Below are 19,835 nucleotides of genomic sequence, written 5' to 3'. Positions count from 1 at the left end.
CCATCAGGGAAGTTACGGGGGTGCCGGCGGACCGTAGCGTTGGGCCATGGGTAGATCCGTGGCCGTCGTGGTGGGGCTCGTAGTGCTGGCGAGCGGACTTTCCGGAGCGACGGCCTCGGCCGGGCCCGCCGCGGTGTGCGGCAAGACGGTGACGGAGTACGCGTCGGCGCCGTCCGGGGCCGTGGTGGTGGATCCGGCGCACGACAGCGAGCTCGCGCAACGCACGTCGGCCAGCCCGGCGGGGACCACGTTCTGGCTCAAGCCCGGCACGCACACGCTCGGCACCGACCCGTTCGGCCAGGTCCAGCCCAAGGACGGCGACACCTACCTCGGTGCGCCGGGGGCGATCCTGGACGGCCGCGGCGTCAACCAGGCCGCGTTCACCGGCCAGGCCAAGGACGTGACGATCCGCGGCCTCACCGTGCGGGGCTTCGCCGCGCCGCAGGACCAGGGCGTGGTGAACCACGACTCCGGAACGCACTGGGTCATCGAGGACAGCACCATCGAGGACAACCGCGGCGCCGCGTTGATGGCAGGCGACCGGCAGGAAGTCCGGCGCAGCTGCCTGAAGGACAACGGCCAGTACGGCATGAACGCCTACCGCGCCGGCGACGGCATCACCGGGCTCGTGCTGGAGGACAACGAGATCACCGGCAACAACACCGACGACTGGGAGACCAAGTCGCCCGGCTGCGGCTGCAGCGGCGGGGTGAAGTTCTGGGCCGTGAACGGTGCCGACATCACCGGCAACTGGGTCCACGGCAACCACGGTCCCGGCCTGTGGGCCGACACGAACGACAACGACTTCCTCGTGCAGGACAACGTGATCGAGGACAACGACGCCGAGGCGCTGTTCTACGAGATCAGCCACAACCTCACCGTCAGCGACAATGTTTTCCGCCGCAACGGCCTCGTCGCCGGCCGCGCCCGCGCCGCCAAGGGTGACAACTTCCCCGTCGCCACGATCTACCTCTCCGAGTCCGGCGGCGAACCCCGCCTCGGCGCGCGCACGCACCAGATCGACATCGGCGGCAACACCTTCGAGGACAACTGGGGCGGCGTCGCGCTGTGGGAGAACGCCGACCGCTTCTGCAACAGCCCGGCCAACACGTCCACGGGCTACTGCACGCCGTTCGCCACGAAGGCCCAGTGCAGCGCGCCGGGCATCGCGCAGAAGCCGCTGTACGACGACTGCCGCTGGAAGACGCAGAACGTGACGGTGCACGACAACACGTTCACCTTCGACCCGGCGCACCTGGGCTGCACGCAGTTCTGCGGCCGCATGGCGGTGCTGTCCAACTACGGCAGCTACCCCGACTGGTCCCCGTACAAGGGCGACGTGGTGCAGCAGGCCATCACCTTCGGCCAGAACAACCACTTCAGCGACAACACGTACTCGGGGCCGTGGATGTTCGTCGCCCACGACACCAGCCGGGTGCTGACGCCGGAGCAGTGGCAGGCGGGGCCGTACGGGCAGGATCAGGGCAGCAAGTTCTGACCGGACGCTACAGCCGCGCGGCGACGCGGTCGATGGCGAACGCCGTGGCCGGGATGATGGCGAGCGCCGCCGCGAAGCCGCCGATGGTGTCCGTCGGGTAGTGCGCGCCGAGGCCGACTTCGGCCCAGGCCATCACCGCGCCGCAGACGAGCGCGAGGGCGAGCGTCCACGTGAGGGCGGCGGGGCGGCGCAGGCGATCGGCCAGCACGAACGCGCCGATCAGGGCCAGCGCGGTCGCGAACGCGGTGTGGCCGCTCGGGTAGGACAGGTAGTGGCCGTGGATGGTGCGCCCGGTGACGGGCTTGAGCAGCGATGTCACGGCGACCGTGAGCCCGCAGCCGACCAGCGTGAGCACGGCCGTGCGGGGGCGGCGGGCGAGGAGCGCAGCGGCGGTGATGAGCACGATCACGATCACCGAGCCCACCGGTTCGCCGACGAAATCGACGGCGGTGGCGAAGTACCACCAGGGATCCGGCAGCAGGTCCGGGCCGGGCAGGAGCGGCGCGTCGAACCCGGTGGGCTGTGACTCCCCCGTGAACAGGACCGCCAGCACCACCAGCACGACCAGACCGAGGCCGGCGACGACCAACACCGGCGTGCGCACGGAGACCGGCAACGCGGGCGGCGCCGCCCGGACGGCGGATCTCATCGAGCGGATCTCAGCAACTGGGGATTCTTCATCGAGCCGAACGCCCTCTCACCCGCGAACCCGTCGAGCCGACCACCGCCGGCACTCCCATCGAACCCGAATCGCCGTCACTTCGGCGTCAAGCGGTGCGGTGGGCGGCGATCGCGGCTTCGTAGCCCTCGACCAACCGGCGGAACCCCACGGACGGAGTGAAGTCCTCGTCGTAGCGCTGGCGGGCGGCGTCACCCATCTTGCGGTTGCGTTCGGGGTCGGCGAGGACGTCGCGGAGGGCGTCGGCCAGTGCCGAAGCGGAGCCGGGCTCGTGGAGGACGCCGGTGACGCCGTCGGAGATCAGTTCCTCGAAGGCGCCGTGCGCGGGTGCGACGGTGGGGACGCCGGCGGCCATCGCCTCGACCACGACGAGCCCGAACGCCTCCAGCCACGCCGAAGGGGCCACCACCGCCGCCGCCGAAGCGGTCAACGCCTGGCACGAAGCCTTGTCCTGCAGGCCGACGTAGGAGACGTCCGAGCGCGAAGCGGCCCACGTCGCCACGTCATCCGAAAGCGGCCCGGTGCCCGCGATCACCAGTGGCAGTCCCAGCGACCCACCGAGTCGGTCCCACGCCGCCATCAGCAGCGGCACACCCTTCTCCTCCGTCAGCCGGCCGAGGAACAGCACGTGGGAACCGTCGGAAGCCCGCCGAACACCCGGGTCGGTCACGAAGTTGTGCTTCACCGTCATCCGCGAAGCCGGCATCCCCGCGTCCACCAGCAATCGCCGCTGGGCGTCGGAGATGCAGAAGAAGCGCGTCACGCCGGTGTGCCACCGTGAGCGGTTCAGCAGGAGGTTCGCGGCCATCGGCACCGTCGCCGCGGTGGAACCCCGGTAACACCCGTGCCGAACCGCGGGAACGGGCGCGCCGCCGACGCAGTCCGTGCAGATCCGCCCGTCGCGGTAGAGCGTGCCGGGCGGGCAGACCAGGCCGTAGTTGTGCAGCGTCGCCACGACCGGCACGCGCGCGTCCGCGCACGCCGCCAGCACCGAGGGCGACAACAGCGGGAACGTGTTGTGGATGTGCACCACGTCCGGCCGTTCGACCTGGAGCCGAGCCGTCAGCTCGGCTCGCGCCGACGGGTTCCACGGCACCCGCACCGGCACCAACGCCTTGCGCGGCAACGACATCGCCGCGATGTCGTCACTCTGCCGCTCGAACAACGACACGCGAACGCCGCCGGCGGCGAGCAAAGCCGTCTCCGCGTCGACGACGTTGTTCTCCCCGCTCGGCTGCTCCGAGCGGTAGCGGTTGTGGACCACGAGCACCTTCATGCGGGCTGCCCCTTCGGAATGAACTCTTCGTCGGAAGCGGCCCGCACCGTGCCCTGCGCCAGCAGCGACGCGGCCAGCGCCAGGTGCAGCAGGTACGGCGACGCGTCACCGAGCCCGGCCTCGGTGTAGGACGCGGAAATGCAGTACGTGATCAGGAAGATCGCGCACGCGCGCGCCAGCGACGGCGGCCGCAGCACCGCCACGGCGACCAGCACCAGCAGGAACGCCGCGACGATCGCAATGCCGGTGAACCCCTGCTCGTGGTACACGGCGAGCCAGCTGTTGTCGATCGGCAGGCCGTCGTAGGACTTGTCGGTGAGCCCGACGCCGAAGATGTACTCGTTGACCGTGCGCGGCGCGGCCAGCAGCGCGTCCCACACCTTCGCGCGGCCGGTGAGGCTGGAGAAGTTCTCCTCGCTCTGCCCGCGCAGGAACCACGCCTGCAGCAGGCCGCCGAGCACCACCACGGAGAAGCCGGCCACCAGCACGAACGTGGTGAACACCTTGCGCGCGCGGGCGTTCGTCATGGCCAGCGAGAGCAGCGCGACCACCAGGCCGGCCACGAGACCGAGCGTCGCCGTGCGCGTGTGCGAGAGCAGGAGCAGCCCGAGCGAGGGCACGATCACGATCAACGCGCTCGCCATCGTCGTGCGCTTGCCCAGCCACAGCAGCGCCGCCAGGCCCGCGATCACGGCCGCGTACTGCCCGACCTGCGGGGGCGTCAGCGGCCACACCGCGCCGGCGAGCCGGCCGCCGTAGCTCTCCGGCATGGCCTTGCCCGGCGCGATCACGAGCCCGATCGCCACCGACACCAGCACGGCGCCGAACATCTTGATGTGGTGGCGCACGAACGTGAACCCGCCGTTCCACCACCGCGTGAGCAGCCACAGCGTCGCGAGGAACACCCCGAAGCGGAAACACCGGAACAGCGACCCGAACCCGGCTTCCAGGTGCAGGCTCGCGACGGTGCTCGTGACCAGCAGCAACGTCAGCAGCAGCAGGTACGCGCTCGGCCGGATCTTCAGCCGCGGGTTCAGCGCCAGCGCGATCACGAACGCCGTCATCAGCGCGCCCATGGTCACGAGCTGGCTCACCGCGCGCGGCAGCGGGATCACGGTCTCCGCGCCGGTCGAACCGAGCGTGTTGAGGATCAGCAGCGCCCAAGCGGCGCCGACGAGCTTCGGCGTCGGCTCGCCCGTCTCCGCCGCCGTCGGCTGCCGGATGCCGGTCAGTAGGGCCATGGGTCAGCCACCCCCGCCGCGCTCGTACGTCGTGCGCGCGTCCTGGTTGTAGGGCGCGCCCTCCCACTCGCCGATGCCGAGGACGTGGCTCATGTCGGTGGCGATGAACGTCCACGGCCCCACGTACGCGTTGTCGTGCCAGGTGTTGCCCTGCTTGAAGGTGATCGCGTTCTGCACCACGTCACCCTTGTACGGCGACCAGTCCGGGTAGGTGCCGAAGTTCGACAGCAGGCCCATGCGCCCGCACGTCTCCTCGCAGCCGATCGCCGAGGGCACCAGCGAGAACCGGTTGTTGTGCACGTCCACGCGCTGGGTCTTCCAGCGGCAGTCGTCGTACAGCGGTTTCTGCGCGATCGCCGGCGCCGCGCACTTGGCCGTGTCGGGCTGGAGCTTCGTGCAGACGCCGCTGGAGGTGTTGGCCGGGCTGTTGCAGAAGCGGTCGGCGTTCTCCCACAGGGTGATGCCGTTCCAGTTGTTCTCGAACACGTTGCCGTAGATCTCGAGCTTCGACGTGCGCGCCTTCACCCGCGGTTCGCCACCGGACTCGGAGATGTAGATCGTCGCGGTCGGGAACGAGTCGCCGCGGTCGGCGTAGTCGCGGCCGTCGACGAGGTTGTTGCGCCGGATCGTGTTGTTGCGGATCACGGCGTTGTAGCTGGTCTCGTAGATGATCGCCGCGCTGTCGTTGTTCTCGATGAGGTTGCCCTCGATGAGAAAGTCGTTGTCGTTCGTGTCGGCCCACAGGCCGGTGCCGCGGTTGTCGTGCACCCAGTTGCCGACCACGTCGGCTCCGTTGACGGCCCAGAACTTGATGCCGCCGGTGCAGCCGCAGCCGTCGATCTTCTTCTCCCAGTCACCGGTGTTGTTGCCGGTGATCTCGTTGCCGCGCACCACCAGCCCGGTGATGTCGTCGCCGGCGGAGAAGGCGTTCATGCCGTACTGGCCGTTGCGGCGCAGGCAGTTGTCGAGCACCTGCTGCTTGTTGCCGGCCATCAGGGCCGCGCCGTCGTTGTCCTGCAGGGTGGTGTGCTGGATGACCCAGCCGTCGCCGGAGTCGTGGTTCACCACGCCCTCGTCGCGCGGGGCGACGAAGTTCTGCACGGTGAGGTTGGTGATCTTCACGTTCTTGGCATGGCCGGTGAACGCGTACTGGTTGAGCTTGCGGCCGTCGAGCACCGCGCCCGGGCCGCCGATGAGGACGTCGCCGTCCTTGGGCTGGACCTGGTCGAACCGGTCGTCACCGAGGTGGTGGCTGCCCGGCGCGAGCCAGAACGTGGTGCCGGCCGGGGCGTCACGGACCTTCGCGGCGAAGTCGTCGGTCACCGCCACGGCCGCCGCCCCCGCGGGTGCGGTGGCGGGACCGGGCGGCGTCTTGTCGCACACCGCCGCCACCGGCCCGGACGGCGCCGCCGACGTCGCCGCGGCCTGGCTCGAAGCGGCGTCGTCGTCGGGCGCGCTCGTGCACCCGGCCAGGACGAGCGGGCACAGCAGACCCAGGAACAGCACAAGCCTGCTGGTCGATCGCACCGGGTGGATCCTTTCGATCTTTAAAAACTCAACGTGGTGGTCAAGGGTTCCGCGGCCGGGCCGACGCCGATCAGCGTGGTCGACGGTTCGCGCCGGCCGAAGCCGGCGGAATACCAGCCGAGCGGCGGGCTCGTCTCGCCGCGGTGCGCGGTCCAGGTCAACGCCGGCGGCAGCGCCAACGTCGCCGTGTGGCCGGGCCAGCTCAGCCGCGCCGCGCTGCCGTCGAGGGTGACCTCGACGAGCGGGCCGAGGTGGAAGGCCAGCTTCGCCGGCAGCGTCCGGTCGCCGTCGACCTCGTCGAGGATCGTCAGCGTCCGGTCCTCCAGCTCGACGCAGCGGCGGTGCACGGCGGGCGAGTACCCGTCGTGCTCGGCGCGCCAGCGCACCGGGCCGACTGCGAGCGTGCGGGTCTGCGCGTGCCGGGTCCACAGGAACGGCCCGCCGGACGCCGAGGAGTCGGTGTCGCCGAGCTGCAACGTGTTGTGGCCGAGCGTCGAGCGGAAGTAGGAGCGCCACTCGGGTTCGCCGTGGTAGCAGTAGGTGCCCGGGTCGGCGAGGATGTCGACGCCGTCGTGGCGGACCTCCAGCGAGAGCGCGTCGGCGTGCGCGTGGGCGGCGATGGCGAGGAAGCCGTGGGGGCCGCCGTCGCAGCGGACCCAGATCTCCCCCGCCTCGTCGGCCGGAGTGCGCAGGATCGTCATGCCGGCGTCGAAGAGGTCGTCGATCCGCCTCGGCGGGCGCGGATCGGCGAGTTCGGGGGCGCTGCCGAGCGAAGCGAACAGCGCGGTCCGGACGTCGCCGCCCGGCACCTTCGGCCACCACTCCTGCCGGCCGAACAACGCGTCGCCGGTGGCGAGCAGCGAGGCCCAGCGGCTGGTGCCGGTGCCGTCGACGATCAGGCCGTAGCCGTCGTCGGCGTCGCCCTGGCGCGGCGGCCGCAACTGCGAGTCCACAATGGACGCCAGTGCGTCACACATCCGCCGGAGCACCAGCCAGGTCGAGGTCGGCACGAGCGGGCCGGCCTCCAGCGCGGCCGCGAGGCCCAGCTCCAGCACCAGGCCGTGGTACTCCGTGGCCAGCTCACGGTTGAGGCCGGACGCGAACGTGTTGGCCTGCAGCTGCGTGTCCAGCGACTTCAGTGCCGCGTCGCGCCAGGCGGGCGACTCGGGGAACCAGTCGAACGCGCACGCGGCCGCCAGCTGCCCGGCGTCCTCGGCGATCACGTGGTTGTTCGCGGACGAACCCCGGCTCGGGAACGCCGCCAGCCAGCGCTGGTGGTGCCAGATCTGGTGCAGTGCCTCGGGGTTGTCCTCGAACAGGCCGGACGCGCCGGACCAGCCGTCGAGCAGCCGGCGGACCCACACCCACGACAGGAGCCGGATGCCGAACTCGATCCCGCTCACCCAGTGCACACCGCGCATCGGCGGGTTGGCCGCCCACCAGGACTTCAGGTGGTCGGCCACGCGGTGGGCGTAGCGGTCTTCGCCGGTCAGCGCGTACGCGGCGGCCAACACGGTGAGGTGCTGGTGGCGCGAGGGCTCCCAGATCTGCTTGATGTCGCCGACCGTGTCCTCGCTGCGGTAGGCGATGTCGAACGAGTACGCGTCGGCGGGTGCGCGGCGGCCGGTCTTCGGGTCGAACGACCAATCCGGCGTCACGAGGTCGGCGCGCTCCACGCCGAAGTACTCGGCGTGGCCGTCCATCAGCCGCTCGGCCGTGGCCAGCAGCTCGGCGCGCGCCTCGGCCGACACACCGTCGACGCCCGCCGGCCGGGCGAACACGCGGTGCGACAGCCACGTGGCCTTCTGCTTCGCGACCCCGCGCCACTGCTGCTTGCGCAGCACATCCGTGGCGCGCCCGGCGACCTCGGCCGGGCTCATGGCCGAAAGTCTTCGCAGGTACCAGGCGGGATCCATCAGCCGAGCACCTCTTTCGGCTCCAGGCGCACCGGCGCGCCGGTCTCCAGGCTGCGGTTGACGGCGAGCGTGGCCAGCGTGGTGTTCACCAGCGACTCGACGCCGATCGGCATCGCGACACCGGTGGTCAGCGCGGTCACGAACGCCTCGATCTCGGCCTTCTGGCCCTTGTCGCGGCCCTTCGGGATGCGCGAGCTGGCCCAGCGCTTCTTGCCGTACACCGAGGCGCGGGCGAAGTCGTCGAACTTCAGCACCTTGCCGTCGGCGAGCACCTCCAGCGTCTCCTTCTGGAACGACGTGGAGCCGCTGGTCACGTAGCTGATGGCCGCGGTCGAGCCGTCGGCGTAGCGCAGCAGCACCTGCAGGTCGTCGTTGCCCGGGGTCGCGGTGGCGTAGACCGAGATCGGGTCGCTGCCGAGGAACCAGCTCACCGTGTCGATGAAGTGCCCGCCCTCACCGACGAACCGGGAGCCCTCGGAGTCGGCTTGGTTGTACCAGCTGTTGGACTCCAGGCGGCCCGCGTTCACGAGGTAGCGCACCGACGCCGGGCCCAACCGGGGACCGAACTGCACCTTGGCCTCGTTGAGCAGCGGCGCGAACCGGCGGTTGAAGCCCACCTGCAGCCGGTTGTTGCCCGATTCCTCAATGGCCTCGACGATCCCGCGCAGCTCCTTCTCCGAAAGCGCCAGCGGCTTCTCCACGAACACGGCCTTGCCCGCGAGCAGCGCGCGCCGCGTGAGCTCCGCGTGAGAGCTGTGGCGCGTGACCACGAACAGGGTGTCCACGGACTCGTCGGCGAGCAACGCGTCGAGGTCCGTGGTGGCGCGAGCGAACCCGAACTTGCGCTTCGCGTTGGCGCCCGAGAGCGCCGAGGTGGTGACCACTTCGGACAGTGCCACGCGGTCCTGCTCAACCAGATGCGGCAGCAGCATCGACGACGCGTAGTTGCCGGCGCCCACGAACCCCACACGCAGCCGTCCGCGCGGGGTCGCTCGCGTGGTCAACGCGGCGGGCGGCGCGACCGACGACACCACCGGCCCGGCTTCGCCCTCCGGCCCGGCCGGGTACTGGAACAGCACCGCGACGGCCTTGAGCTCGCCGTCCTGCAGCGACTTGTACGTCTCCACGGCCGTCGAGAAGTCGGCGGTGTGCGTGATCAGCGGTTCGACGTCGAGCTTGTCGCGCGCGGCCAGGTCGAGGAAGCACTCGATGTTGCGGCGCTCGGTCCAGCGCACGTAACCGATCGGGTAGTCGCGGCCCTCGAGCTCGTACTCCGGGTCGTAGCGGCCCGGCCCGTACGAACGCGAGAAGCGGACGTCGAGCTCCTTCTCGTAGTAGGCGTTCCACGGCAGGTTGAGCGAGATCTTGCCGATGTCGACCACGCGGCCGCGGTCGCGCGCGAGCCGCGCGGCCAGCTCCACCGGGTCGTTCGAGGCGCCGCCCGCGGCCAGGTACACCTGGTCCACGCCGTGGCCACCCGACAGCTCCACGACGGCGCTCTCGATCGTGTCCGACGCCGGGTGTGCGCAGGTCAGCGCGCCGAGCTGCTCGGCCAGCTCGCATCGGGACGGGTCCGGGTCCACCCCGACCACCCGGACGCCGGACGCGACCAGCAGCTGGACCACGAGCTGCCCGATCAGGCCGAGGCCGATCACCAGAGCCAGGTCGCCGAGCTGCGGCTCACCGCGGCGCACGCCCTGCATCGCGATCGAGCCGACCGTGCCGAACGCCGCGTGCCGCGGTTCGAGACCGGCCGGCACCCGCGCGTAGAGGTTCTTGGGCACCCAGTTGAGCTCGGAGTGCAGCGCGTGCTCGTTGCCCGCGCACGCCACGACATCGCCCACCGCGACGTCGTCGATCCCCGCGCCGACCTCGACGACCACACCGGCCAGCGAGTAGCCCAGCGGCGTGTAGGAGTCGAGCTTGCTGGTGACCTTGCGGTAGGTGGCGGCGAGGCCGTTGGTGGCGACGCTCTGCATCACCTTGGCGACCTGGTCCGGTCGCGAGCGCGCCTTGCCGATCATCGACATGCTCGCCTCGGACACCTTCATCATCTCGGTGCCGGTCGAGATCAACGAGTACACCGTGCGCACGAGCACGCCGCCCGGCTTGCACGCCGGCACGGGGACGTCGAGGAGGGCCAGCTCCCCGCTCTTGTAGTTCTGCACTACCTGCTTCACAGCACTCCTAGCTGCTCGAAATCGCGGTGGAAGAAGCGGCGCGGTACCAGTACTCGAGGGTCAGCACGTGCCAGAGGTGCTTCGCGCGGTCCTGCTGCCCGGCGGCGTCCTCGGCCACGAGCTTCTGCAGCGCTTCGCGTTGCAGGAACCCGGATTCGACGAGCACGCCCTCGTTCACGACCTCCTGCACCAGCGGGGCCAGGTCGCGGCTCATCCACGCCCGCAGCGGGGCACTGAAGAGACCCTTCGGGCGGTAGACGATCTCCTTCGGCAGGATCGCCAGCGCGGCTTCCTTGAGCGCCGCCTTGCCCTGACGGCCGACGATCTTCTTGTTGCCGGGCACCCGGAACGCCGCCTTGACCACCTCGACGTCGACGAACGGCGTGCGCACCTCGGTGGAGGCGGCCATCGTCGAGCGGTCGGTGTAGGTGAGGTTCAGGCCGGGCAGGAACATCCGCGTGTCGGCCAGGCACATGCGGTTGACGTAGTCGCGCAGGTGCTGGTCGTGGTAGGTGTCGGCGTGCTCGGTGAGCACGTCGTCGACGTCGGCGGCCAGGTCCGGGTTCACGAGGTCGAGCAGCTCGCCGCGGTCGTACATCGTGTAGCTGCGCCGGAACGCCGTCTCCTCCGGCAGCTCCGCGAACGACAGGAACCGCTTGGCGAAGCGCACCGTGCGGTAGCCGCGGCTGGCGGACGCGACCGGCAGGCGGTCCACGACGGTCTCGATCGGCTTGCGCACCAGACCGGGCACGCGTTGGTAGCGCAGGGCGAGCTGGTTCGCGTAGTGCTTGCGGTAGCCGGCGAACATCTCGTCGGCGCCCATCCCGGACAGCATCACCTTCACGCCGGCCTCGCGCGCGGCCGAGCAGATGAGGAACGAGTTGATGGCCGCTGGATCGCCGATGGGCTCGTCCAGGTGGTAGGTCATGCGCGGCAACAGGTCGAGCACCTGCGGCGCGATCTCGATCTCGTGCAGGTCCACGCCGAACTGCTTGGCGACGATCCGGGCGTACTTCAGGTCGTCCGGCATCGCCTCGAACTTGGCGTCCTCGGCGCGGAAACCGATGGTGTACGCGGAGATCCCGGGCTGCCGGCGCGCGGCCAGGGCGGTGAGGTAACTGGAGTCCAGGCCGCCGGAGAGGAACGTGGCGACCGGGACGTCGGAGAGCAGGTGCTTGCTCGTGGAGTCGGCGATCACCTGGTGGAGGTCGACGTCACCGCGATAGGCCTCGCCTTCCTCGGCGACCCGGCGCAGCGACCAGTACGCGCCGCGCTCGCTCGTGCCGTCGGGACGGAAGCGCACCCACGTGCCGGGCTGCAGCTTCTCGACCTCGCGGTACGCGCAGCGGCTGTCGGGCACCCAGTAGTACAGCAGCGACGCGATGAGTGCCGCTTTGTCGACTTCCAGCGTGCCGCCGAGCTCGGTGGCCAGCGCCTTGAGCTCCGAGGAGAACGCGACGCCACCGCCCCGCCGCACGAAGAACAGCGGCTTGATACCCAGCTGGTCGCGCACCAGCGTGAGCTCACCGGTGCGCTCGTCGAAGACGCCGAACGCGAACATCCCGCGCAGGCGCGGCAGGCAATCGACCCCCCACTCGCGCCACGCGCGCAGCAGCACCTCGGTGTCGGACGTGCCGCGGAACCGCACGCCCTTGCCCTCCAGCTCCGCGCGCAGCTCGGGCGCGTTGTAGAGCTCGCCGTTGTACGTCAGCGCGAGCCCCTCGGCCACCATCGGCTGCGCACCCGTCTCGGACAGGTCCACGATCGACAGCCTGCGGTGTCCGAAGTGGACTTCCCCGGCGCCGGCCCGGTGGTCGTACCGACCCGAACCGTCGGGCCCGCGGTGCGCGAGGCACTTCGTGAGCCGATCGGTGAGCGGGCCGCCGTCCGGCCAGTGGTAGGCACCTGCGATGCCGCACATGTGCGTGACCCTCTCTAGCTTTCCGGACCGGACTGGACGGGCGCGAACTTCTTGGTCGGCATCTCGGAGTTGCCGGGCTCGGGCTTGCGCTGTTCCGGCGCGCGCTCCTCGGGCTTGCGCGGCACCGGGCTCAGCCGGCGCGTCGGCGCTTCGAGGTGGTCCTTCTTCTCCACCGGCATGACCGGCTTGACGACCGAAGCCTCGACAGTCGTCTCGCTGTCATGCTCGACGGGCCAGTCGATCGGCTTCTCCGGCTCCTGCTCGACGAACTTCCGCGGCGGCTTCTCGATCTGCTTCGCCGCCACCACGGACGCGCGCCCGCGCAACGCGGTGTGCAGGCCGTCCCACAGCGTCCCGTCGGTCTGGTCCTTCGGGTCCGGATCGACGAGCACCACACCCAGGATCGGGATGCCGCAGTCGGCGAGCTGCCGGGCCACGGTGTGCAGCCACAGCGTGTTCGCGTGTCCCGAGCGCACGACCAGCACCGTCTCCGTGCCGAGGTACTCCAGGTCCGTCCACGCCGTGCCCGGCGCGACCGTGCCCACGCCGAGCCGGTAGACCGCGCGCTTGATCGACGGGTCCCCGACCTCGACCACCTTCACGTCGCCGGCCACGGTCAGCCGCTTCGCGTCGTGGCCCGGCAGGTCGTCGATCACCACGACCGGCCCGTCCTCGGCCAGCTCCGCCGCCATGTCCACCGCGAGCTCCGCGGCCACGCCAGGCGCACCGAGCTCCAGCAACGAAAGCGGCCCACGTTCGGCCCTGGCCGCCCGCACCAGCGTCACGGCCACGCGCTTGCGCTCGACCACCGGCTTCGACTTGGCCCACAACCGCTTCGGGCCGCGCAGCCTCGACGGCAGCTGCGCGATCACCGACGCACCGAGGTGCTCGGAGACCTCACGCCGCAGCACCGGCCGGTCGCGCACGAGCGCGGTGACCATCGCCAGGGCCAGCCCGAGGGCGAGCCCCAGCGCGAAGCCGATGGCCCCGTTGGTGGCGGTGGTCTTGAGGAACGACACCTTCTGGATCGCCGGCGCGTCCACGATCTGCGTGCCCGCGGCCACCTGCGGTGTGCCGATGCCCGCCTGCTGCGCCTGGTTCTGCAGGTCGGCGATCTTCGACACGAGGTCCGCGCGCTGGGTGTACAGCTGCTCCAGCGTGCCGGCGTTGGCCCGGCTGCCCTTGTCCGCCTCGGTGGCGGCCTGCGAGTCGATCTGCGCCAGCTGCTGCTGCGCCTGCGTGCGCTGGTCGAGCAGCGCCTTGGCCTGCGCGGTCGCGGCGGCCTGGTTGCGCTTCACGTGGTCGTCGATGAAGACGTCGGCCAGCGCCTGGGCCTTGGCGACGGCGTCTTCCTTGGTCTTGGCCGTGACCGTCACCTGCATGACGTTGTTGGTGAGGCCGAGGCCGGTGTAGTCCTTCAGGAAGTCTTCGGTCGCCTCGGTGCTGTGCACCTTCTGCAGCGCGGCCGACGCGATCTGCGCGGTCTCCAGCACGGCGACGTCGGTGCGCATCAGCGTGCCGCTGTCGGTCGGCGAGTCGTCGGGGTGGATCACGATGATCTTGGTGACCGCGGTCGGCGGGGCCGGCAGCAGCACGGCCACCGCGCCGCCGAGCACGAGGCCCAGCAACGCGAAGGTGACCCACAGCCGGCGGTGCCGGCGCACGGCGACGATGAGCCGCTGGAAGTCGATCAGCGGCGGCGAGGAACTCTGCGAACCGGTCACGACGAACCTGCCATCACGTCACGGTCCACCGGGACCTGGGGTGGATCCGCCGAGGCGGGTTCTCTGCGCGGTTTCCCGGTGACACGGACCTGACGCGTGAGCACGGCGCCGAGCACCTCGTGGCCCGCGTCGGCGCACGCTTCGGCGATCGCCACGAGCTCCCACGCGCTGCGGCTGCCGACCGAGAGCACCACGAGCACCCCGGCGGTGCCGTCGGGCACGGTCGGCTGCACGCCGGAGCCCACGGTGACCTCCGCGACCGTCAGCTGCACCCGCACCCGCTCCGTCTCGGCGACCTTCGCGAACTGCGTCGCCGCGCGCCGCGCCGCGCTGTCACCGGCGGCGACGAGCACGAGCAGCCGCAGCACGCCGTCGCGGTCGGTGCCCAGCCGGGCGAACACCCGGCGGTACCGCACCTCGCGGCTGGACTCGTCGGCCGAAGCCGGCACCTCCGGCAGGTTCCACGGCTTGTCGCTACCCGTGATCCGGCTCAGCACACCCCGGAAGCCGGCGGTGCGCTCGGGCTCACCCGTCTCCGGCACGTCGACGCTCGCCAGCACCGGCGCGCCCAGCGCGGAGCCGATCTCCGTCTCGCTGCGCGGCCGGCGGTCGCTGCGGGCGCCGAAGAGGTAGCTGAGCAGACCGATGAGGAAGAACAGGATCGCGCCGCCCCCGGCGAGCTGCGGCAGCGTGGGCGCCGCTTGCGAGGTCGGCTTCTCCGACGGCCCCATCACGACCATGTTCCCGGCGCCCGTGGCCGCGTCGGCCGCGTTGAGGTTGTTCATCGCCTGCTCCAGCGAGGTGCGCAGGCCCTGCAGCTCCGTGCGGACCTGCACGCCCTCCACCGTCTGGCCGTCCGTGACCGAACGCGAGAGGTCGAGGATGCGCTGGTTGGTCTGCGCCACCTGCTGGCGCAGCGCCTCCCGCTGCTCCTGCGCGAGCTGCGCCGACGTGTCGGCCGAGTTCGCCAGCAGCTGCGTGGAGTACTTCACGAACTCCTTGGCCACCTGATCGGCCAGCTGCTGCGCGTGCTCCGGGCTGTCGCCCGACGCGGTGATCGCCACGACGTTGCCCTGCGCCACCGAGGCCGTGACCTTCTTCTGGAGGTCCGGACCGGCCTCACGCATGCCGAGCGCCGCGGCCGCGCGGTCCAGGACCACCGAGCTGGTGGCCACCTGGGCCTGCGTCAGCAGCTCGTCGGCCTGGCGCGGGCCCTGCAGCAGCACGCTCGCCGTGGTCTCGTACCCGGGCGAAAGCACGACAGAAGCCCCCGCGCCGACGCCCGCCCCCACGACCACCAGGATCAGCAGCGCCCTCCAGCGTCTGCGCAGAACCTGTCCCACCATCGAAAGTCGTACCGTGTCGTCACTCAAAACCGGGGTCTCCCCTCCGAAAGTGGCGTACCGGTCACTGACCCCGTCGTCGTGCTGGAGGCGTTGGTTACACCGAACGCACGAACCTTGTTCAAACCGCGATCAAGCACGCGGGCTCAGCGCACAGCCCGCTCGTACGCGGCGAGCAGCGCTTTCTGCGAGTTCGCCCAGGCCAACGGGCCGCTGACCCGCGCCTTGCCGAGTTCGCCCATCCGGACGCGCATCTGCGGGTCGTCGAGCAGCACGGCGACGAGCTTCGCGAACTCGGTCACGTCGTTGGCCGGCGCGTAGAGCGCGGCGTCCCCCGCGGACACGCGGGCCTCGCGCAGCTCGAACGAGACGATGGGCTTGCTCATCGCCATGTACTCCATGATCTTGTTCATGGTCGACACGTCGTTGAGCGGGTTGAGCGGATCGGGCGAAAGGCACACGTCGGCCGCGGACAGGTAGCGCAGCAGGTCGGCGTCGGACACGCGGCCGGTGAACTCGACCTGGTCGGCCAGGCCCAGCTCCTTCGACAGCGCCACCACGTCGTCGAACGCGTCGCCGGCGCCCACGAACACGGCGTGCCAGTCGTCGCGGCCGATCTCGTCACGCAGGGAAGCCAGCGCGCGCAACGCGTAGTCGACGCCGTCCTGCGGCCCCATCACGCCGAGGTAGCAGAGCAGGTGCGGTTTGCCGCGTTTGAGCTCCGGCTCCGCCGGCACCTCGTGGAAGCGCTCGACCACGGGCGCGCTGCGGACCACGAACACGTCCTCGGGCCGCTTGCCGCCGCGGATGAGGGCGACCTGGCGGTAGCTCTCGTTGGTGGCGATCACGACGTCGGCCGCGCGGTAGGTGGAGCGCTCGAGCGCGCAGACGCCGCGGTAGAGCAGGTCCTGGCCGCGGTCGAAGCGCGACAGGTACAGCTCCGGCACGAGGTCGTGCTGGTCGAAGACGAACTTCGCGCCCTGGCGCTTGAGCATCCGCGCCACGAGGAACAGCAGGTCCGGCGGGTTGCAGGCGTGCACCACGTCGACCGGGCCGACCTTGCGGGCCAGCCGGAAGGTGTGCCAGACCGCGGAGCCGTACTCCTGCAGGTACCCCGCGGGACCGCCGGTCGCCGCCGTGAGCGGGTAGCGGTGGATGCGCACCTCGTCGATGACGGCTTCGGGTTCGGTGTCGCGTTTCGTGCCCTGCGGGCAGATCACGTGCACCTCCCAGCCGGCGTCCCGCAGCGTCTGGCACTCCTGCCACACGCGGCGGTCGAACGGGACCGAGAGGTTCTCGACCAGGATCAGGGCTTTCTTCTTGTCACCAGGCAAGGCCGACGTATCCCTCTTCGGCCCGGCGCACCTCGGCGTCGGGGAGGCGGACGAGGTCGACGAGCGTCTGCTCGCCGCCGTGGGGAAGAGCGGCCAGCACGGCCGGGTCGGCGGTGCCGACGAGGCACACCTCGGCGTGCTCCAGCACCTCTTCGACCGAGCCCGCGAGCAACTGGCCAAGGTGCGGCAGCCGGCTCTCGATGTACTCGCGGTTGGCGCCCATCAGGCGCGAAAGGCTCACGTTGGCGTCGTAGATCTTGAGGTCGAAGCCCTTGCCCAGCAGCCGCTCGGCCAGCTCGACGAGCGGGCTCTCGCGCAGGTCGTCGGTGCCCGGCTTGAACGACAGGCCGAACAGGCCCACCTTGCGCTTGCCGGTGCGCGCGACGAGGTCGAACGCGCGCTGCAGGTGATCTTCGTTCGACGGCAGCACGTGCTCGAGGATCGGCACCGACACGTCGGCGCGGCGCGCGGCGTAGACCAGGCCACGCAGATCCTTCGGCAGGCAAGAACCGCCGAACGCGAAGCCCGGGCGCAGGTACGCGGGGCTCACGTTGAGCTTGCGGTCGGCGAGGAAGACGTCCATCACCTTGTGCGAGTCGAGCCCGAGCGCGCGGCACACGGCGCCGAGCTCGTTGGCGAAGCCGATCTTCAAGCCGTGGAAGGCGTTGTCGGCGTACTTGGTCATCTCCGCCACCGGGATCGGCACGCGGAAGACATCGCCGGGCAGGCCCGTGTAGAGCTCGGCCACGATGTCGCCGCTGGCCGTGTCGAGCTCGCCGATCACGGTCTTGGGCGGGTCGAAGAAGTCGCGGACGCTGGTGCCCTCGCGCAGGAACTCGGGGTTCACCGCCACGCCGAAGTCGACGCCCGCGGTGCGGCCGCTGGACTTCTCCAGGATCGGCACCAGCAGGTCGAGGCAGGTGCCCGGCAGCATCGTGCTGCGGAACACCACCGTGTGCCGAGTTTCCTTCTGCGCCAACGCTTCGCCGATCTCGTCGGCCACGCGTTCGAGGTACTCGGTGGACAGGCTGCCGTTGGGCGCGGAAGGCGTGCCCACGCAGACCAGCGACACGTCGGTCGCCGCCACCGCCTCGGCCACGTCGGTGGTCGCGCGCAGCGCCCCCGACGCCACGACCTCGGCCGTCAGCTCACCGATGCGCTCCTCGACCACCGGCGCGTTGCCGCGCGTCACCAGGTCGACCTTCACCGGGTTCACGTCGACCCCGACGACCTCGTGCCCGTTCCCCGCCAGACAGGCCGCGGACACACACCCCACGTACCCCAGCCCGAAGACACTGATCCTCACGCTTGAACCTCCGCCCGCATTCGCTGATCCCTTGGTCGGCGCGCGGACGCAGTTCGTTACCCGTTCAGGTCGGCGGAGAAATGGCAACCGGATTTGCGTATCGATTGTGCGCTTTTTCGGCTGTGTTTCAGCTCGGCGTAGTGGTCTCGACAACATTTTCCGTTGCCGTAGCGCCATTTCGGCCAAGAAGCGACGAAACGCCGGGGAAGCTCGGCAAAGCTTCCCCGGCGCCGTTGTCCGTCAGGTTCAGTTGTTGTTCACGAACGTGCCGGCCAGGTTCTGCCCGGTGCTCGTGGCCGTGCCGTGGTTCTCGATCGGCGAGACCTTCGAGTTCTTGAAGCAGATGTAGGTCACGCCGGAGTCGGTGCCACCGTTGGACGGGTCGGGATTGATGCCGAGGTCCTTGGCGGTCGCATACGAAGCCTCGCCGATGATCCCGGTCGGCCCGGTGTCACCGATGACGGTGTATTCGACTTTTCCGTTGTAGATCACCGCGCACGAACCGCCACCCTTGAGCCCGGACGACGAGTAGTTCCACGTGCCGCTGGAGCTCGGCACGACGATGTAGGGCAACGTCGCGGCATTCAGCGGCCGGCCGTCGCTCTGGTGGAACGCGGTGTCGTCCTGGAAACAGCAGTCGGTGTCCTCGTTGCACTGCGACGTGCGCTGCCCGTCGCAGTCGATGTCCATGTCGGCCTTCCAGAACACGGCCCCGTTGGCGTCGCACACGGCGACGGTCTTGGAGCCCGCGTCCTCGTCGGTCTTGTACTTGCCGTCCGAGATCTGGTTGCAGCTGTTGGTCTTCGCCAGCAGCTGCGCCGCCGTCGGGCCCGCGGCCGGTGCCGCGGCGACCTGGGCGTGGTCCGGACCCGCCGGCGTGGCCGAGGCCGACGCCACCGCCGCCGGCATCACCGCGGCGGCGACCGCCATGGCTGCGAACAGGATCAGCTTCCTCATCGAGGCTCCCTGTCAGTCAGGAGACTGTTAGTTAGGAAAGTTTCTTTACTGGTGCGGCGTAGCGCACAGGATGCACCCAGGCGCGCACGGTGACAAGAGCTCGGCCGTCAGTGGTTTTCCCACCAGTACGGCGGACTTGACGAAACCCCAGCTACCGGCACCCGGAGCTGGGAAAACTCCCCACCCGGCTTCCCGCCGACCGGAACACCCCAGTGCGGCGGCGGTGGCACCGAACGCACCGAACGCCTCCTTGAGGCGGTGCGCTCGAGGTGAGGTCTAGAAAGCCAGCAAGCCGGTCAGCCGGCCCGGCCAGCGGTGCCCGTAACGACCCACCACCACACCCTCGGCCCACTCGCGGTCGAGGTCGTGGCGCACCTCGACGCGGTGCTGCAACCACTCCCCGCCGCGAACGGTCGAACTGCCCGGACCCGAGCCGGCGTACACGCGCGTTGCCCCGGCGGCCCGCAGCCGGCCGAGCACCCGCCGGTCGACGCGGCGGCCGGACAACGAATAGCGGCACACCGCGCGTCCGCTCAGCTCCCCCAGCAACCGCGGCGCCGCGTCCAGCTCGCGCCGCAGCACGCGCTCCTCGAAGCGCCGCGCGCCGAACCGGTCCCAGCCGTGCGAGCCGACATCCATCCCGGCGGCAACGAGCGAACGCAACCCGGCCCGATCCACGAACCCCCGCGACCCGACCCGGCCGGCGAGCGGGAAGAACTCCCCGCGCAGCCCTCGCTGCACAAGCCGCGGCAAGGCGACTTCGACGTCCGAGATGTTGCCGTCGTCGAAGGTCAGCCGCGATTCAGGGCACTTCGCGACGACGTCCAGCAAGGTGTCGAACTGCTCCACCGTGATCCAGCGCTCGTCTTCGCCCGGATCGAGCGCGCGCTGGGGTCTGCCGATGCCGTGCACGGTGAAGTTGACCATCGCACC

General features: G+C 70.4%; 14 protein-coding genes. 1 reads left to right on the top strand and 13 read right to left on the bottom strand.

Features of this window, described 5'->3' with window-relative positions; all coding sequences use genetic code 11:
* Nucleotides 1-46: 46 nt before the first annotated feature.
* Nucleotides 47-1,498, top strand: coding sequence for a right-handed parallel beta-helix repeat-containing protein (locus AB0K15_RS03425; protein ID WP_364045095.1), 1,452 nt, complete (start codon nt 47-49; stop codon nt 1,496-1,498).
* Between the two features lie 7 nt (nt 1,499-1,505).
* On the opposite strand, the gene AB0K15_RS03420 is transcribed toward AB0K15_RS03425, so the two are convergent.
* From AB0K15_RS03420 to AB0K15_RS03360, 13 genes are all read right to left on the bottom strand, one after another.
* The gene (locus tag AB0K15_RS03420; protein ID WP_364045093.1) at nt 1,506-2,147 is read right to left on the bottom strand and encodes a phosphatase PAP2 family protein; all 642 of its coding nucleotides are present in this window, start codon (nt 2,145-2,147) and stop codon (nt 1,506-1,508) included.
* A gap of 118 nt (nt 2,148-2,265) precedes the next feature.
* Nucleotides 2,266-3,453: a glycosyltransferase gene (locus tag AB0K15_RS03415; RefSeq protein ID WP_364045091.1), complete on the bottom strand. Its 1,188-nt coding sequence runs from the start codon at nt 3,451-3,453 to the stop codon at nt 2,266-2,268.
* Complete coding sequence (locus AB0K15_RS03410) at nt 3,450-4,694, bottom strand: O-antigen ligase family protein (protein WP_364045089.1); 1,245 nt, start codon at nt 4,692-4,694, stop codon at nt 3,450-3,452. The genes AB0K15_RS03415 and AB0K15_RS03410 overlap by 4 nt, the downstream gene beginning before the upstream one ends.
* Before the next feature lie 3 nt (nt 4,695-4,697).
* Nucleotides 4,698-6,221: a right-handed parallel beta-helix repeat-containing protein gene (locus tag AB0K15_RS03405; protein ID WP_364045087.1), complete on the bottom strand. Its 1,524-nt coding sequence runs from the start codon at nt 6,219-6,221 to the stop codon at nt 4,698-4,700.
* Nucleotides 6,222-6,241: 20 nt separating this feature from the next.
* Nucleotides 6,242-8,137 carry an alginate lyase family protein gene (locus AB0K15_RS03400; RefSeq protein WP_364045085.1) on the bottom strand — a complete coding sequence of 632 codons (1,896 nt, stop codon included), beginning with the start codon at nt 8,135-8,137 and terminating at the stop codon, nt 6,242-6,244.
* Complete coding sequence (locus AB0K15_RS03395; protein ID WP_364045083.1) at nt 8,137-10,317, bottom strand: bi-domain-containing oxidoreductase; 2,181 nt, start codon at nt 10,315-10,317, stop codon at nt 8,137-8,139. Before AB0K15_RS03395 ends, AB0K15_RS03400 begins: the two co-directional genes overlap by 1 nt.
* A gap of 7 nt (nt 10,318-10,324) precedes the next feature.
* Entirely contained in the window at nt 10,325-12,238 is a 1,914-nt protein-coding gene (asnB, locus tag AB0K15_RS03390; protein WP_364045081.1) for an asparagine synthase (glutamine-hydrolyzing), read from the bottom strand.
* Nucleotides 12,239-12,252: 14 nt separating this feature from the next.
* Complete coding sequence (locus AB0K15_RS03385; protein ID WP_364045079.1) at nt 12,253-13,962, bottom strand: Wzz/FepE/Etk N-terminal domain-containing protein; 1,710 nt, start codon at nt 13,960-13,962, stop codon at nt 12,253-12,255.
* Nucleotides 13,959-15,308: an exopolysaccharide biosynthesis protein gene (locus tag AB0K15_RS03380; RefSeq protein ID WP_364045077.1), complete on the bottom strand. Its 1,350-nt coding sequence runs from the start codon at nt 15,306-15,308 to the stop codon at nt 13,959-13,961. Before AB0K15_RS03380 ends, AB0K15_RS03385 begins: the two co-directional genes overlap by 4 nt.
* A 143-nt stretch (nt 15,309-15,451) precedes the next feature.
* A complete protein-coding gene (locus AB0K15_RS03375; protein ID WP_364045075.1) occupies nt 15,452-16,639 on the bottom strand; it encodes a glycosyltransferase family 4 protein in 1,188 nt (395 codons plus the stop codon).
* Nucleotides 16,629-17,945: a nucleotide sugar dehydrogenase gene (locus AB0K15_RS03370; protein ID WP_364045073.1), complete on the bottom strand. Its 1,317-nt coding sequence runs from the start codon at nt 17,943-17,945 to the stop codon at nt 16,629-16,631. The genes AB0K15_RS03375 and AB0K15_RS03370 overlap by 11 nt, the downstream gene beginning before the upstream one ends.
* Nucleotides 17,946-18,191: 246 nt before the next feature.
* The gene (locus tag AB0K15_RS03365) at nt 18,192-18,902 is read right to left on the bottom strand and encodes a glycoside hydrolase family 75 protein (protein WP_364045071.1); all 711 of its coding nucleotides are present in this window, start codon (nt 18,900-18,902) and stop codon (nt 18,192-18,194) included.
* Nucleotides 18,903-19,178: 276 nt separating this feature from the next.
* Nucleotides 19,179-19,829 (bottom strand): polysaccharide deacetylase family protein, encoded by a 651-nt coding sequence (locus AB0K15_RS03360; RefSeq protein ID WP_364045069.1) that lies wholly within the window; start codon nt 19,827-19,829, stop codon nt 19,179-19,181.
* Nucleotides 19,830-19,835 lie beyond the last annotated feature (6 nt).

The sequence above is a fragment of the Amycolatopsis sp. NPDC049253 genome, from assembly GCF_040678995.1.
GTDB lineage: Bacteria > Actinomycetota > Actinomycetes > Mycobacteriales > Pseudonocardiaceae > Amycolatopsis.
Note: the sequence above shows the minus strand (reverse complement) of the source record. Positions and strands in the feature narration are given on the sequence as shown.

Coding starts and splice junctions, on each gene's coding strand:
- AB0K15_RS03415 (WP_364045091.1), bottom strand. CDS start 3,453: ATGAAGGTGCTCGTGGTCCACAACCGCTACCGCTCGGAGCAGCCGAGC.
- AB0K15_RS03420 (WP_364045093.1), bottom strand. CDS start 2,147: ATGAGATCCGCCGTCCGGGCGGCGCCGCCCGCGTTGCCGGTCTCCGTG.
- AB0K15_RS03400 (WP_364045085.1), bottom strand. CDS start 8,137: ATGGATCCCGCCTGGTACCTGCGAAGACTTTCGGCCATGAGCCCGGCC.
- AB0K15_RS03365 (WP_364045071.1), bottom strand. CDS start 18,902: ATGAGGAAGCTGATCCTGTTCGCAGCCATGGCGGTCGCCGCCGCGGTG.
- AB0K15_RS03425 (WP_364045095.1), top strand. CDS start 47: ATGGGTAGATCCGTGGCCGTCGTGGTGGGGCTCGTAGTGCTGGCGAGC.
- AB0K15_RS03380 (WP_364045077.1), bottom strand. CDS start 15,308: ATGGTGGGACAGGTTCTGCGCAGACGCTGGAGGGCGCTGCTGATCCTG.
- AB0K15_RS03410 (WP_364045089.1), bottom strand. CDS start 4,694: ATGGCCCTACTGACCGGCATCCGGCAGCCGACGGCGGCGGAGACGGGC.
- asnB (WP_364045081.1), bottom strand. CDS start 12,238: ATGTGCGGCATCGCAGGTGCCTACCACTGGCCGGACGGCGGCCCGCTC.
- AB0K15_RS03360 (WP_364045069.1), bottom strand. CDS start 19,829: ATGGTCAACTTCACCGTGCACGGCATCGGCAGACCCCAGCGCGCGCTC.